This window comes from Mycobacterium rhizamassiliense (genome assembly GCF_900157375.1).
Taxonomy (GTDB): domain Bacteria; phylum Actinomycetota; class Actinomycetes; order Mycobacteriales; family Mycobacteriaceae; genus Mycobacterium; species Mycobacterium rhizamassiliense.
This window is the reverse complement of record NZ_LT721901.1, coordinates 3,339,758-3,353,850: the sequence shown is the minus strand read 5'-3', so window position 1 is coordinate 3,353,850 and position 14,093 is coordinate 3,339,758. Positions and strand designations below refer to the sequence as shown.

Genomic DNA, 14,093 nt, shown 5'->3' with positions numbered 1-14,093 from the left:
ACGAGCCTACGTCGTGGTGAAATCGAAATATGACCACGTACGCGGCATTTCTGCGCGGCGTCAACGTCGGCGGCGTCAACCTCAAGATGGCCGACGTGGCCGCCGCATTGACCGCCGCGGGGTTCACCAACGTGCGCACCGTCCTGGCCAGTGGGAACGTGGTGCTGGACTCGACGGCCAAGGTGGCCGGTGTGCGCAAGAAGGCCGAGGCGGCGCTGCGCGAAAACTTCGGCTACGACGCCTGGGTGCTCGCCTACGACCTCGAGACGGTGCGTGCCATCGACGCCGCGTACCCGTTCGAACGCGAGGTCGACGGCTACCAGTCCTACGTCACGTTCGTTGCCGACGCCGCGGTGCTCGGCGAGCTCGCCAAGCTGGGCGACCAGGCTGGCGCCGAGGAGAAGATCCGTCGCGGTGACGGCGTCATCTACTGGCAGGTGCCCAAGGGCGCCACGCTGGACAGCGCCATCGGCAAGACGATGGGCAAGCCGCGCTACAAATCGTCGACCACGACCCGCAACCTGCGCACCCTCGCCAAAGTGCTGAGGTGAGTAAGTTTGTACCGGTGACCGCACAACAGCCCGCGAAAGAGTCCGTGTCCCTCGGCGGTGTTTCCGAGACGGCCCTGCTAACGCTGAACGCGCGGGCGCAGGCGGCCCGATGGCCCGAGCCGCCCATCGACGACCCGCTGGCGATTGCGCTGGTCGACTCGATCGACTACGACTTCGCGAAGTTCGGCCGCGCGCGGCAGGACACCGCGCTGCGCGCGCGGCTATTCGATATCGAGACCCTTTCGTACCTGGCGGGGCACCCGGACGCGACGGTGGTCGCGCTGGCCGAAGGCCTGCAGACGAGCTTCTGGCGGCTCGACGCGGCCATTCCAGATGCTCAATTCCCTTGGCTGACAGTCGATTTCCCCGAAATCGTCGACCTGCGGGCCCGGCTGCTCCCGGTTTCTCCCCGGGCTTCGACGCGCGCCCAGTCGGCCCTGGACTACAGCTGGATGGACTCGGTGGACCCCAGCCGGGGCGTGTTCATCACCGCCGAGGGCCTACTGATGTATCTGCAACCCGAGCAGGCGCTGGGGCTGATTAGCCAGTGCGCCAAGCGATTTCCGGGTGGCCGAATGATGTTCGACCTGCCGCCGGCGCTGTTCGCCCGATTGGGCAGGCGCGGCTTGCGGACCTCGCGGCGGTACCGGGTGCCCCCGTTGTCGTTCAGCCTGTCGGCGCCCCAGGCCGCCCGCCTGGCCAGCCTGCCGGGGGTGCGTGAAGTTTACGATCTGCGGCTGCCGCCCGGACGCGGCCGGGTGTTCAACGCCTGGGTATCGCTGATCTATCGCGCCCGATTCCTGCGGGCGCTGCGGCCGTGCCTGACGGTGCTGGAGTTCGGCTGACGCACACGCGAACAGCATGGTAGGTAAGTTTGTTCAGGTGACCTCCGCACAACAGCCCGCAAAAGAGAACGTCACCCTCAGCGGCGTCTCCGAGACTGCCTTGCTGACGCTGAGTTCGCGCGCATCGGAGGCCCGGCGCCCCGACGCCGTCATCGACGATCCCGTGGCGGTCGCGCTGCTCGACGCCATCGACTTCGACTTCGCGAAGTTCGGTACGGCCGGCAGCCAGGGCATGGCACTGCGGGCCCGGGTCTTCGACATCCATACCCTGTCGTATCTCGATGCGCACCCGAAGGCCACGGTGGTCGCAATCGCCGAGGGCTTGCAGACCAGCTTCTGGCGACTCGACGCCGCGCGCCCCGACGCCCAATTCCGTTGGCTGACAGTCGACCTGCCGCCCATCATCGACGTCCGCACCCGCCTGCTGCCGGCCTCACCGCGGGTAACACTACTGGCCCAGTCCGCGCTGGACTACAGCTGGATGGATTCGGTCGACGCGTCCGACGGGGTGGTCATCACCGCCGAGGGCTTGCTGATGTACCTGCAGCCCGAACAGTCACTTGGGCTAATCGCCGAGTGCGCCAAGCGATTTCCGGGGGGCCGGATGCTCTTCGATGTACCGCCGGCCTGGTTCTCAAGAATGACCCGCTGGGGCGCCATGCGTCCCTCGCGGCGGTACCGGGTGCCGCCGATGCCTTTCAGCCTGTCCGCCCGCGAGGCGGCCGACCTGGTGAACACGGTGCCGGGGGTGCGCGCGGTGCGCGACCTGAAGCCGGCCCCGGGACGGGGGGCGTTGTTCAACGCCGCGGCTACGGTCGTCTATCACACGCCGTTCTTCGAGCCGGTGCGTCCGACCGTGACGATGCTGGAGTTCGGCTGACGCCGGTTCTCACTCGTCGGGCACGTTGGTGAGTAGCGCATCGCGTCCGACTTCGTCAGGCCAAGCGCTTTCGCCACTTCCACGTATTCCTTGGCCGCGGCCGCCATCGCGGCGTCGGTCGGATCGAAGCGGGAGATGAAAGTGCCGAAGCGCCCGCGCGTTTCGACGATCGCCGCGGATTCCAACTCGCGGTAGGCGCGAGCCACGGTGTTGGCCGCGACGCCCAACTGCCCGGCCAGGTCGCGCACCGTGGGCAGCCGGCTGCCGGGCGGCAGCGCGCCGGCCCGGACCCCGTCGATCACCTGCGTTCGGAGTTGATCGAACAGCGGCTTGCCCGCTTTGGTGTCGACCCGTAGCCAATCGCGCAGCTCCACGTATCCAGTATCACCCAGCTCGCGCGGGCCCGACTATGTTTGAGCAATGCGGGTGGCGGTACTCAGCGGCGCGGGGATCTCCGCGGAAAGCGGCGTGCCGACGTTTCGCGACGACAAGAACGGACTGTGGGCCCGCTTCGACCCCTACGAACTGTCCAGCACACAGGGCTGGCGCGACAACCCGGAACGGGTGTGGGGGTGGTACCTGTGGCGTCACTACCTGGTGTCCACCGTCGAACCCAACGACGGGCACCGCGCGATCGCCGCATGGCAGGCCGACGTCGAGGTCAGCGTCATCACCCAGAACGTCGACGACCTGCATGAGCGGGCCGGTAGCTCCCCCGTGCACCACCTACACGGCAGCCTCTTCGAATTCTGCTGCGCCAGTTGCGGTTTGGCCTACAACGAGCCGCTGCCCGCGATGCCCGAGCCCGCGCTGGAGGTAGAACCCCCGGTGTGCCAACGGTGTGGCGGCCTGATCCGGCCCGACATCGTCTGGTTCGGCGAGCCGTTGCCCGACGGGCCGTGGCAGCGTGCCGTGGAGGCGACCCGCGCGGCCGACGTGATGGTGGTGGTGGGTACCTCGGCCATCGTCTACCCGGCGGCCGGCCTGCCCGACCTGGCGCTGGCCAGCGGCGCGGCCGTGATCGAGGTCAATCCCGAGCCCACCCCGCTGTCCGCAAGCGCCACGATCAGCATCCGGGAATCCGCCAGCCAAGCGCTGCCGGGTCTGCTGCAGCGGCTGCCCGCCCTGCTGAAGTAGGGCCTAGGGCCTGCGGGCCCGGCCGATTGCCAAGTCGGATACCACCGGCCGGATCGACCAGAGGGGCAGCGTGCGTTCGCGCCGGGTGGCCTGCACCTCGAAGCCGGCCTCGGCGATCAGGCGCTCGGTATCACGGTGGGTGTGGCAATTGCCCAGCAGCGCCGGCCACACCGTCGCGTCGGCGAACCGCTGCAACCGGCCCCGCGCGCCTGGGCTGGCGACGTGCTCGAGGTAGCGCAGCTGCCCGCCCGGAGGAAGAAACGACATCAGGTCGCTCAGCACGCCTACCGGGTCGTCCACCGAGCACAGGACCAGCGAGCACACCACCGCGTCGAACAGCTCATCGCAGCGGAACCCCTCCGCCGTCGCACCGATCACCTGGACCGGAACCGGGGCGGCCGCGGCCGCGGCGCGGGCCCGGGCGGCCAGGCGCGGTTCGGGCTCGATGGCGATCACCTGCTCGACGGAATCGGGGTAGAGGTCGAAGTTCGTTCCGATGCCCGCGCCGACTTCCAGCACGCGGCCGGTCAGCCCGGCCAGATTCTCCTCCCGAAGACGGCGAACCGATAGGGCTTCGTGGTTGACGGCAACCGGCCACACCCGAGCGAAGAATGGGTGGTCGACCCTCTGAGCCGCGTAAACCGCCCCCCGCGTCATACCCGAGACTCCTTAGCAGATCAGTGTGGCTCTGTGAGCTCAGCCCGGCCCCCACCAGGCATCGCGTGAAACCAGCGGAACCGGTCAGCACGCGTCCACTCAAGACCGGACACCACAACCTTATCGACAAATCCTGAATGCCAGGAGCGGTTTTTTTGTCAGAAGATCTGCGGTACCGGCTCGCCGATCGGTTCGTCGTCGTCGTGCTTCAGTGAAATCTCGACGGGGCTGATCGGTTCGACGGGTTCGCCTTCTTCGATGCCGAACCGATCGTGTATCCAGACCAGCGGCTTGGGCGCCCACCAATTCCATCGGCCCATCACGTGCATGAACGCCGGGACCACGACCATTCGCACCAGCGTGGCGTCGGCGAACACCGCCAGCGTCAGGCCCAGGCCGAACATCCGCATGAACGACACGTGCGCGGCGATCAGCGCGGCGAACGACATCGACATCACCAGTGCCGCCGCGGTGATGACCCGGCCGGTGCGCGCGACGCCGTGCGCGACGGCCTCGTCGTTGGCGGCGTGCGCTTGCTTGGCGATCGCATTCGCCGGCCGGTAGCGCAGCCAGTACTCGCGGATGCGGGCGAGCAGGAAAACCTCGTAGTCCATCGACAGGCCGAACGCGATGCAGAACAGCAGCACCGGCATGTTGGCCACCAGCGTGCCGCTCGGCGTGGTGCCCAGCGCACCGAGATGTCCGTCCTGGAAGATCCACACCAGCGCGCCGAACGCGGCGGTCAGGGACAAGACGTTGCACAGCAGCGCCTTGACGGGCAGCAGCACGCTGCCGGTGAGCAGGAACAGCAGCACGAACGTGATGACGGCCATCACGCCGAGCACCAGCGGCAGCCGGTCGGTCACGGCGTCGACGCTGTCGCGGTTGACCTGCGCGATACCGGCCATCTCAACGGATCGGCCACCCGGCCCGGCCACCTGGTGCAGGCGTTTGAGCTGAGTGTCGGAGGCCTGCGAGAACAGCGTCGCGGTGCTGCCCACCGTCACGAAGGCGCTGCCGTCGGCCAATCCGGTGGCCGCCGCCGGGGGCCCCACCCGGTTTCCGCCGACGAAGGTCCCGCCCGGCGCCGATACCGCCGACACGTCGGGGACCCGCGACAGGTCGGCCGCGTACTTGTCGAGATCCGCCGGGCTCAGGCCGCCGGCGTCGGGAACGACGACCGGCACCGACGTCGCGAAGTCGTGCACGAAGTTTTCGCGCATCTGGTCGCCGACCTGATGCGAGGACGTCGACGGCGGCAACACCCGGTCGTCCGGGAAGCCCCACTTCACCGAGGTGAACGGCAGCCCGAGCAGCACCAGCAGCGTGACCACGACCAGGCCGGTCGCCGCCCAGTGCCGCATCACGAACTTGCTGGACCGGTACCAGAACAGCTGCTCGACGGGTTTGTGCACCGGCTCGGAGCGGCCCAGCAGCCGCCGCCCCAGCCTGCGCACGTTCAGCGAGTCGAGCCGCGGGCCCAGCAGCGCGATCGCAGCGGGGGTGAGCACGATGGACGCGACCGCGACGAAGGCCACCGTGGCCACGCCGGCGTAGGCGAACGACTTCAGGAAGTACATCGGGAACAGCGCCGTCGCCGACATCGACAACGCGACGGTGATCGCGGAGAACAGCACGGTGCGACCCGAGGTCGCCATGGTTCGGATCAGCGCCTCTTCCCGATCGCTGCCCTCGGCCAGCTCGTCGCGGTAGCGGCTCACGATCAACAGCGTGTAGTCGATGGCCAGGGCCAGGCTCAGCGCGGTGCTCAGGTTCAGCGCGAAGACCGACACCTCGGTGGTGAACGTGAACAACCGCAGCACCGACATGGAGCCCACGACCGCCAGCGCACCGAGGGCCATCGGCAGCGCCGCGGCCAGCAGCCCACCGAATACCCAGATCAGCACCAGGAAGCTCAGCGGGAGCGCGATCATCTCCATGACCAACAGGTCGTCCTGGTTCTGCGTGTTGATCTGGGCGTACTCCATCGCGGAGCCGCCGGCGCGGACGGTGACGCCGTCACGGTCGTGGCCGAATTGGTCCGCCAGGGTCTGCGCGTTGTTCTGCGCGTTGTTCTCGCCGCCCTTGAGGTTGACGACGATCAACCCCGACTTGCCGTCCTTGGTGACCAGGTCGTCCGAAGCCCCCGGGGCGAGCGGAACGGGCCGGGTCCACGGCGAGGTCGCGTTGTAGACAAGCGGTGAGTGTTGCAACCCCGCGACGAGGTCGGTGCCCACGGCGCGGGCTTGGTCGCTGGTGGCGCCGCCGGGCGCGGTCACCAGGAGCAGCAGCTGCTGGCCGCTCTGCCCGAACTTGTCGCTGAGGACCGAGATGGCCCGCGCGGACTCGGACTGGGGATCTTGGAAGCCGCCCGGTGCCAGGCTCTTGGCGACGGGGATACCGAAGACCGCGGCGGCGATGAAGACCAACACGCCCACGGCAAGGATTCGACGCGGTGCGGCGATGGCCAGTCGAGCGATCCGTTGCAACAACATAGTTGCGTCCTCCCCCGGTGGCGGCCACCGGCTGGCGCCGCCCCGCGGGAACCTATCAGCGCTTTCTTACAGGTGTCAAACAGTTTCTCTGCAGGTACGAGGCGTGCGCCCGAATGGTTCAATGCGGCCAGCAAAGAAGTTGACCGCTGGTCGCAACGGGACGCGCGGGACCGTCGCGAGGGCCGAAAATCCGCGTATTACCGGCGGGAAACCTACCCGCCAGTAAATTGCCACGATTTTCCGAACCGTGGCTCAAAGATTCCTTAATGGTTGCTCTTACGCTCAGTGTCATGTGGATCGACGACACGAGTGCAGACGTCATCAAGGCGGACTTCGAGGCTCTCTACCACGGCGACATGTTGGTCGAGGGTGAGACCTCCGAGCAGCTCGACGACTGGCACCCCCTGCAAACGGCAAGCTGACCGATCATGAGCATGCTCGCGCGGCTACTCATGGCCGAACCCGCAGTCAGTCGATGGTTCCGTCGATCCCACTGATCGTGACTCAATAACGAAAGCCCCCGCCACGGCGGGGGCTTTCGTTTTGTCGTCCGGCGCTCAGCGCGGCGCCATGCGGATGGCGCCGTCGAGACGGATGACCTCGCCGTTGATCATCGGGTTCTCGACGATGTGCACGGCCAGCGCGCCGTACTCGTCGGGGTCGCCCAACCGGGCGGGGTGCGGCACCTGCTTGCCCAAGGACTTCTGCGCCTCCTCGGGCAGCGAGCCCAGCAGCGGGGTCTTGAACAGCCCCGGCGCGATGGTCACCACGCGGATGAATTCGCGCGACAGGTCGCGGGCGATCGGCAGCGTCATCCCGACGACCCCACCCTTGGAGGCCGAGTAAGCGGCCTGACCGATCTGGCCCTCGAACGCGGCGACCGAGGCGGTGTTGATGATGACGCCGCGCTCCTCGCCGACCGGGTCGGTCTTGGCGATGCGCTCGGCGGCCAGCCGCAGCACGTTGAACGTGCCGATCAGGTTGACCCCGATCACCTTCTTGAAGCCGTCCAGCGGGAAGGGCCCGTCCTTGGACAGCGTCTTGATGGCGTTGCCGATGCCGGCGCAGTTGACGTTGATGCGCAGCGTGCCCATCGACTCGGCGGCGTCCAGCGCCTTGCCAACGGCGGCCTCATCGGTGACGTCGGCCTCGACGAAGCGCGCACGGTCCCCCAGCTCGCGAACCGCTTCCTCGCCGCGGAGGTCGATCACGACCACCTGCGCGCCGCGGTCGAGCAGCCGCTTGGTGGTGGCCAGGCCCAGGCCCGACGCTCCTCCGGTGACGACTGCTACGGCGTCCTTGATCTCCATCGAAGAGTCCTTTCCTGCTTGCGATCCTGCCGACCAACCTGTTGGTCGGGACTATACCCAGTCCTTGAGCACATCCTGGCCGTCGGGCACCGACACCGCAGGACTGGGCAGGTCGTTCGCGGTGCGGGAGAACCGCGGCGCGGGCCGCGGCTGCAGGTGGCCGTCGATTTCGTAGAAGGTGTCCCGCTCGGTGTTGTGCGGCTCGGTCTGCACCTCGCCGAACGCCAGCACCGGGGTCACGCAGGCGTCGGACTGGGCGAACACCTTGGCCCAGTGGTCGCGGTCGTGGCCGGCGAAGGCCTCGGTCAGGGCCGCCCGCAGCTCCGGCCACCTACTGGCGTCGTTCTGGTCCGGCAGGTCGGCGCCGTCCAGGCCGAGCCCGGCCAGCATCGCCGCGTAGAACTGCGGCTCGATCGCACCCACCGAGACGTAGCGTCCGTCGGCGCACTCGTAGGTGTCGTAGTAGGGCGCACCGCCGTCGAGCATGTTGGTGCCGCGCTCGTCGGTCCACATGCCCGAGGCGCGGAACTGCCACATCATCTGGGACAGCACGCTGGAGCCGTCGACCATGGCGGCGTCCACCACCTGCCCCTTGCCGGAGGTCTGTCGTTCCCATAGCGCGGCGAGGATGCCGACGAGCAGGAACATCGAGCCGCCACCGAAGTCGCCGGTCAGGTTCAGCGGCGGCACCGGCCGCTCGTTCACCCGGCCGATGGAATGCAGGATGCCGTTCAGCGAGATGTAATTGATGTCGTGGCCGGCCTGCTGGCTGCGCGGGCCCTCCTGCCCCCAGCCGGTCATCCGGGCGTAGATCAGCCCCTCGTTGACCTTGGCGCAGTCCGCGGGGCCGAGGCCCAGCCGCTCGGTGACGCCGGGACGGTAACCCTCGATCAGGACGTCGGCCTTGGCGATCAGGTCGAGCACCAGCTTGCGGCCCTCGTCGGATTTGAGATCCGCGGCCACGATGCGCCGGTTGCGGTTGGTGCTGTCGCGCACGGCGGCAACGGGATTCACCGACGGTCGATCGATGCGCACCACGTCCGCGCCCAGATCCCCGAGAATCATCGCCGCGTGCGGCCCCGGCCCGATGCCGGCCAGCTCCACTACCCGCAGTCCCTTGAGCGGTCCCGCCATGACCCACCGACCTTTCGTCTGCTCTGACGCGTGTCAACTCAGTTGGCATCTTCGCAGCTGCGCGGAATGGCCGCGCAACCCGGTCACCTAGGGTGAGCCCATGCCGGAATCCGCAGTCGCCACGCTCGCTCCCGTTGCAGGCCTCGACGTCACGCTCGCCGAGGGCGTGCTGTCGGTCACGATCAACCGCCCCGACAGCCTGAACTCCCTGACGACTCCGGTGATCAGCGGGCTCGCCGACGCGATCGAGTGCGCCGCGAACGACCCAGACGTCAAGGTGGTGCGGCTGGGCGGCGCCGGTCGAGGCTTCTGCTCGGGAGCCGGCATTAGCGCCGACGACATGTCCGGCAGCGGCGGAGTCCCGCCGGACGAAATCATCATCGAAGTCAACCGACTGATCCGGGCCATCACGGCGCTCCCGCACCCGGCGGTCGCCGTCGTTCAGGGACCGGCGGCGGGCGTCGGTGTTTCCATCGCACTGGCCTGCGACATCGTATTGGCTTCTGAGAAAGCATTTTTCATGCTCGCCTTCACCAAGATCGGGTTGATGCCCGACGGTGGCGCGTCGGCGTTGGTCGCGGCGGCGATCGGGCGGATCCGTGCGATGCGCATGGCGATACTCGCCGAGCGGTTGCCGGCGGCCGAGGCGTTGTCCGCGGGCCTGGTTACCGCCGTCTATCCGGCCGACGACTTCGACGCCGAAGTGGACAAGGTGATTTCGACGTTGCTGACCGGTCCAGTGGTCGCCTTCGCCAAAACCAAAGACGCGATCAATACGGCCACGCTGACCGAGCTGGATGCCGCCTTGGAGCGGGAGTACCGCGGACAGTCCATTTTGTTGCGGTCGAACGACTTAAGGGAGGGCGCAACGGCATTCCAGGAGCGGCGCACTCCCAACTTCACCGATCAACTGCAGGCTTAACTCCCGCCGAATTGGCCATCCTTCTATGCGTCGGTTCCGAATGACTGACAAGCACGGGAGGGGATTTGGTGGTGGGACAGGTTCATGCCCTGGTGACCGGGGCGACCGGTTACATCGGAACGCGGTTGGTGCAGCGGCTGCTCGACGAAGGCCACCGGGTGCGCGCGTTGGCCCGGAACCCGGACAAGTTGGCGAACGTGCCGTGGCGGGACCGGGCGGAGGTCGCGCGCGGTGACCTGGCCGACCTCGATTCGCTGATCGAGGCGTTCGACGGAATCGACGTCGTCTACTACCTGGTCCACTCGATGGGAACCGCGAAGAATTTCGCCGCCGAGGAGGATCGCTCCGTCCGCAACGTCGTGACGGCCGCCCGTCGCGCCGGGGTGCGCCGGGTGGTGTATCTGTCCGGGCTGCATCCGGACGGCGAGCACCTCTCGGCCCATCTCGAGTCGCGCCGGGCGGTGGGCGAAGCCCTGATCGACTCGGGCCTAGAGGCGGTGGTGCTGCAGGCCGGCGTGGTCGTCGGCTCAGGGTCGGCGTCGTTCGAGATGATCCGCCATCTCACCGATCGGTTGCCCGTGATGACCACACCGAAGTGGGTGCACAACAGAATTCAGCCGATCGCGATCGCCGACGTGCTGCACTACCTGGCCGCGGCGGCGACGGCGACGGTGCCGTCGTCGCGCACCTGGGACGTCGGCGGGCCCGACGTGCTGGAGTACGGCGACATGATGCGGGTGTACGCCGACGTCGCCGGGCTGCACCCGCGCCACCTGATCGCGCTGCCCTTCCTGACACCGACGATCGCCAGCCTGTGGATCGGGGCGGTGACCCCGATGCCGCCCGGGCTGGCGCGCCCGCTGATCGAGTCGCTGGAATGCGACGCGGTGATGCGCAACGCCGACGTCGACTCCGTCATCGAGCCGCCCGCGGGCGGCCTGATCGGCTACCGCGATGCCGTCGCGCTGGCGCTGCAGCGCGCGGCTCAGGGCCTGTCCGGGGCGGCTTGGGAATCGGTGGGCTCTCGCCCGGCCGACCCACTGCCCAGCGACCCGGACTGGGCCGGCGCGCGGTGGGCGCTCAGACGCCGAACAGCGGCGGCAGCGCCAGCACCATGATCAGGCCCCACACGAAGTGGGTCAGCACCGGCGCGAGCACGCCGCCGCTTGCCCGTCGCTCCAGCGCGCAGACCAGCCCGAGCAGGATCGCAGCGAAGCCGAGCATCGGGTTGCCGCTGGCCATCGTCGCGAAGGTGTACAGAATCGTCGAGATCAGCACTGGATAGCGCCGGCCCAATGCGGTGTACAGCGCGCCGCGGAAGAACACCTCTTCGGCGATCCCGTTGATCAGCGTGATCACCACGACGAACAACAGCGTTCCGCGGCTTTCGAATTGCAGCACCCGCACGATCAACGCCGCGACGGCCGGGATCTCCCTGGCGATCAGGCCGCCGGCCACGAAGATGCCCCCGAGCAACAGGCCGATGGTGACCCCGGAGATAACCGGGCGCTGGTTGCGGCCGCGCCAGTTGATGCCGCCCAGGTGCAGCGGCCCGGAGGCGAAGGCGCCCACGATCCACACCGCGGCCAGCGCCAGCGTCAGCCAGTAGAAGCTCGACTCGCCCGGCGTGCGCCGCAGCGAAAACCCGAGCACCGCAGCGCCGAGCACCAGCGTGATGGCGACCACGACCCGCCTGCGGCGCAGCACCGCGGGCGGTTCATGGTGTGGCACAGCGATATTGGTCACTGCCCGGCGCAGCTCCGACGACACGCTGGTGCGGTACGGCGCCGCCGGCTGGCTCATGCGGGCAACACCTTGAGCGCCAACGCAATCAGCGGATTGCGCTTGGGCCGGGCCGGGCCACCGAGCGACCGGGCCAACCGCCGCGCGCGCAGCGCGTCACCGCCGGCCCACTCCGGATCGGTGTCGGCGAGGTCGTGCGGATCGGCTAGCGCGTTGACCGGCCGGGGCGGGTTAGCGCGTCCCGCCAGCGCCAGCGTGATCGACTCCTCGACGCCGAGCAGGCCGCCGGGCGGATCGGGCACCCGATCCCGCAGGTTGCTGACCGAGGCCACCATCGGGTGATCCAGCGAGTCGACCAGATCCCCGGCCAGCCCGTAGGGCACCGGCAACGTCAGGGCGAGCAGCCGCGCGGTCACCGCCGTCTGGAATCCGGGCACCCGGAAGCTGAGCTGCCAGCGGCCGGACACGCGCGCATACGTCTTGAGCAGCCCCCGGTATGACGTGGTGTCGGGGCCGGAGATGTCGTAGGCTCCCTCGGGCACCCGCTCCGGGTCGGCCGCCGCGACGAGATAGTGCAGCACGTCGCGGATCGAGATCGGGTCGATCGGGTTGTCCAATCGCGGCGGCGTCGGGATGACCGGGAATCGGTCCGCGACGTAGCGCAGCATTTCGAACGACGTCGAGCCGGCGCCGAGGATGATCGCGGCCCCCAGCCATACCAGCTCCGGTCCGCCCTCGACGGTCAGGGCGTAGGCCACCTCGGCCCGGCTGGTCAGGTGCTCGGACAGCGCCTCGTCGCCGGGCACGAAGCCGCCGAGGTAGACGATCCGCCGCACCCCGGCGTCCCGGGCGGCGGCTGCGACGTTGGCCGCGGCGGCGTTGTCGGCGTCGCGAAAGTCCGGCTGACCGATGGCGTGAACCAGGTAGTACAGCACGTCGATCGGGCCTTCGGCGTCCGTGATGCTGGCCACAGCGGCCCGCGCCGACGCCGCATCGGAGGCGTCCAGCCGCACCGGTGTCACCTGGTCGAACCAGCCGAAACGCTTGAGACGCTCCGGGTTTCGAGTGGCCGCGACCACCTGGTGCTGAGCCGCCAGCAGGGCCGTGACCAGTCGCGATCCGACATACCCGGTGGCTCCGGTGACCAAGATGCGCATACCTCGACCCTAGCCGGGCCGCGCGGAATACGACGGTGCACGCGGCCAACTTCGTTCGTCGGGGCCGTGAACCAAACAACCTACGGTCCCGTAACCGGATAACAGAGGTACCGCCGCAGGGGGCGAGGTACCACTACGGGGGGCTAATCCAGTGCGCACACATTCGACGACAACCACGACCTACGCAGACCCGTCCATCGCGGCCACCGCGGTGCAATTCCCGGAGCACCTGTACAGCCAGGAAGAGCTCATCGGGGCGTTGACCGACTTCGCCGGCCCGGAGTTCCGGCGGTTCGCGCTCAGCAGCGGGGTGGCGTCTCGTCACACGGCGCTGCCGCTGCCGCGATACCGTGATTTGGGGGGCTTTACCAGCGCGAACGAGGCCTACCTCGAGGTTGCCCTCGACCTGGCCGAGAAGGCGCTGCTGGCGGCGCTGGACAAGGCCAACATCGAGCCGTCGGAAGTCGACATCGTGTTTTCCACGACGGTGACCGGCCTGGCCGTGCCGACGGTGGAGGCGCGGTTGGCCGCGCGGGTGGGGTTGCGTGAGGACGTCAAACGCATCCCGTTGTTCGGTCTCGGCTGTGTGGCCGGCGCGGCCGGCGTGGCACGCATGCACGACTACCTGCGCGCGTTTCCCGACCAGGTTGCCGCGCTGCTAGCGGTCGAGCTCTGCTCGTTAACCATTCAGCGCCAAGACAATTCGATCGCCAACCTGGTGGCGACCAGCCTGTTCGGTGACGGCGCGGGCGCTGTCATCGCCGAGGGCGCCGACCGCGCCGCGGACCGATCCACCGGGCGCAGCGGTCCTCGCGTGTTGGCCACGCGCAGCCGGCTCTATCCCGACACCGAAGGGGTGATGGGCTGGAAGATCGGCGCCGACGGCTTCCGGATCGTGTTGTCGGCCGACGTCGCGACCGTCACCGAGAAATACCTGGGCGACGACGTTCGCAAATTCCTCGCTGACCACGGGCTGACGCCACAAGACGTGTCCCGGTGGGTCTGCCACCCCGGCGGACCGCGGGTGATCGAGACGGTCGAGGAAGCGTTGGACCTTCCCGACAACGCTCTGGACCACACCCGAAACTCATTGCGCAACAACGGCAACTTGTCTTCGGTGTCGGTGCTCGATGTGCTGCGGGCCAATTTGGCCGATCCGCCGCCTGCTGGTTCGATTGGTCTGATGATCGCGATGGGCCCGGCTTTCTGCTCCGAACTCGTCCTGCTGGCCTGGTAGGGGCCGGACGAGAGATAGTGAAGAC

General features: G+C 68.3%; 13 protein-coding genes and 2 pseudogenes. 8 read left to right on the top strand and 7 right to left on the bottom strand.

All coding sequences use genetic code 11. The annotated features are described in order from the left end of the window. The first annotated feature begins 29 nt into the window (after positions 1–29). The 3 genes from MRAB57_RS16450 to MRAB57_RS16440 are packed head-to-tail and all read left to right on the top strand — an operon-like array spanning position 30 to position 2,276. The gene (locus tag MRAB57_RS16450; protein ID WP_077088298.1) at positions 30–551 is read left to right on the top strand and encodes a DUF1697 domain-containing protein; all 522 of its coding nucleotides are present in this window, start codon (positions 30–32) and stop codon (positions 549–551) included. 14 nt (positions 552–565) lie between these two features. Next, a complete protein-coding gene (locus tag MRAB57_RS16445) occupies positions 566–1,396 on the top strand; it encodes a class I SAM-dependent methyltransferase (protein WP_077088297.1) in 831 nt (276 codons plus the stop codon). 37 nt (positions 1,397–1,433) lie between these two features. Further along, entirely contained in the window at positions 1,434–2,276 is an 843-nt protein-coding gene (locus tag MRAB57_RS16440) for a class I SAM-dependent methyltransferase (RefSeq protein ID WP_245835942.1), read from the top strand. A gap of 9 nt (positions 2,277–2,285) precedes the next feature. Here MRAB57_RS16440 and MRAB57_RS16435 read toward each other — a convergent pair. Then, a pseudogene (locus MRAB57_RS16435) lies at positions 2,286–2,650 on the bottom strand (Rv1152 family transcriptional regulator). Between the two features lie 46 nt (positions 2,651–2,696). Between MRAB57_RS16435 and MRAB57_RS16430 the strand changes: the two are divergent. Further along, the gene (locus MRAB57_RS16430) at positions 2,697–3,413 is read left to right on the top strand and encodes an NAD-dependent deacylase (RefSeq protein ID WP_077088295.1); all 717 of its coding nucleotides are present in this window, start codon (positions 2,697–2,699) and stop codon (positions 3,411–3,413) included. A gap of 3 nt (positions 3,414–3,416) precedes the next feature. Here MRAB57_RS16430 and MRAB57_RS16425 read toward each other — a convergent pair whose 3' ends face one another. Both MRAB57_RS16425 and MRAB57_RS16420 read right to left on the bottom strand, forming a co-directional pair. Next, positions 3,417–4,070, bottom strand: a complete 654-nt coding sequence (locus MRAB57_RS16425) for a class I SAM-dependent methyltransferase (RefSeq protein WP_077088294.1) — start codon at positions 4,068–4,070, stop codon at positions 3,417–3,419. Positions 4,071–4,228: 158 nt separating this feature from the next. Next, on the bottom strand, positions 4,229–6,562 hold the full coding sequence (locus MRAB57_RS16420; RefSeq protein WP_077090632.1) for an MMPL family transporter: 2,334 nt from the start codon (positions 6,560–6,562) through the stop codon (positions 4,229–4,231). Between the two features lie 293 nt (positions 6,563–6,855). Here MRAB57_RS16420 and MRAB57_RS29415 point away from each other — a divergent pair, with 293 nt between their 5' ends. Then, entirely contained in the window at positions 6,856–6,987 is a 132-nt protein-coding gene (locus MRAB57_RS29415; protein ID WP_108638097.1) for a hypothetical protein, read from the top strand. Positions 6,988–7,122: 135 nt separating this feature from the next. On the opposite strand, the gene MRAB57_RS16410 is transcribed toward MRAB57_RS29415, so the two are convergent. Continuing rightward, complete coding sequence (locus MRAB57_RS16410; protein WP_077088293.1) at positions 7,123–7,875, bottom strand: 3-hydroxyacyl-CoA dehydrogenase; 753 nt, start codon at positions 7,873–7,875, stop codon at positions 7,123–7,125. Positions 7,876–7,926: 51 nt separating this feature from the next. Beyond that, complete coding sequence (locus MRAB57_RS16405; RefSeq protein WP_077088292.1) at positions 7,927–9,009, bottom strand: CaiB/BaiF CoA transferase family protein; 1,083 nt, start codon at positions 9,007–9,009, stop codon at positions 7,927–7,929. A 100-nt stretch (positions 9,010–9,109) separates the two neighbouring features. Between MRAB57_RS16405 and MRAB57_RS16400 the strand changes: the two genes are divergently transcribed. Continuing rightward, the gene (locus MRAB57_RS16400; protein WP_077088291.1) at positions 9,110–9,931 is read left to right on the top strand and encodes an enoyl-CoA hydratase; all 822 of its coding nucleotides are present in this window, start codon (positions 9,110–9,112) and stop codon (positions 9,929–9,931) included. A 65-nt stretch (positions 9,932–9,996) separates the two neighbouring features. Then, positions 9,997–11,046 (top strand): annotated as a pseudogene (locus MRAB57_RS16395) (SDR family NAD(P)-dependent oxidoreductase); the annotation flags it as partial. Here MRAB57_RS16395 and MRAB57_RS16390 read toward each other — a convergent pair. Further along, positions 11,012–11,734, bottom strand: coding sequence for a CPBP family intramembrane glutamic endopeptidase (locus MRAB57_RS16390; RefSeq protein WP_077088289.1), 723 nt, complete (start codon positions 11,732–11,734; stop codon positions 11,012–11,014). The pseudogene MRAB57_RS16395 and the gene MRAB57_RS16390 sit on opposite strands and share 35 nt — an antisense overlap. Next, positions 11,731–12,831 (bottom strand): SDR family NAD(P)-dependent oxidoreductase, encoded by a 1,101-nt coding sequence (locus MRAB57_RS16385; protein WP_077088288.1) that lies wholly within the window; start codon positions 12,829–12,831, stop codon positions 11,731–11,733. The genes MRAB57_RS16390 and MRAB57_RS16385 overlap by 4 nt, the downstream gene beginning before the upstream one ends. Positions 12,832–12,982: 151 nt before the next feature. Here MRAB57_RS16385 and MRAB57_RS16380 point away from each other — a divergent pair, with 151 nt between their 5' ends. Further along, entirely contained in the window at positions 12,983–14,068 is a 1,086-nt protein-coding gene (locus MRAB57_RS16380; protein ID WP_077088287.1) for a type III polyketide synthase, read from the top strand. Positions 14,069–14,093: the final 25 nt, after the last annotated feature.

Coding starts and splice junctions, on each gene's coding strand:
- MRAB57_RS16405 (WP_077088292.1), bottom strand. CDS start 9,009: ATGGCGGGACCGCTCAAGGGACTGCGGGTAGTGGAGCTGGCCGGCATC.
- MRAB57_RS16430 (WP_077088295.1), top strand. CDS start 2,697: ATGCGGGTGGCGGTACTCAGCGGCGCGGGGATCTCCGCGGAAAGCGGC.
- MRAB57_RS16400 (WP_077088291.1), top strand. CDS start 9,110: ATGCCGGAATCCGCAGTCGCCACGCTCGCTCCCGTTGCAGGCCTCGAC.
- MRAB57_RS16390 (WP_077088289.1), bottom strand. CDS start 11,734: ATGAGCCAGCCGGCGGCGCCGTACCGCACCAGCGTGTCGTCGGAGCTG.
- MRAB57_RS16410 (WP_077088293.1), bottom strand. CDS start 7,875: ATGGAGATCAAGGACGCCGTAGCAGTCGTCACCGGAGGAGCGTCGGGC.
- MRAB57_RS16425 (WP_077088294.1), bottom strand. CDS start 4,070: ATGACGCGGGGGGCGGTTTACGCGGCTCAGAGGGTCGACCACCCATTC.
- MRAB57_RS29415 (WP_108638097.1), top strand. CDS start 6,856: ATGTGGATCGACGACACGAGTGCAGACGTCATCAAGGCGGACTTCGAG.
- MRAB57_RS16450 (WP_077088298.1), top strand. CDS start 30: ATGACCACGTACGCGGCATTTCTGCGCGGCGTCAACGTCGGCGGCGTC.
- MRAB57_RS16385 (WP_077088288.1), bottom strand. CDS start 12,831: ATGCGCATCTTGGTCACCGGAGCCACCGGGTATGTCGGATCGCGACTG.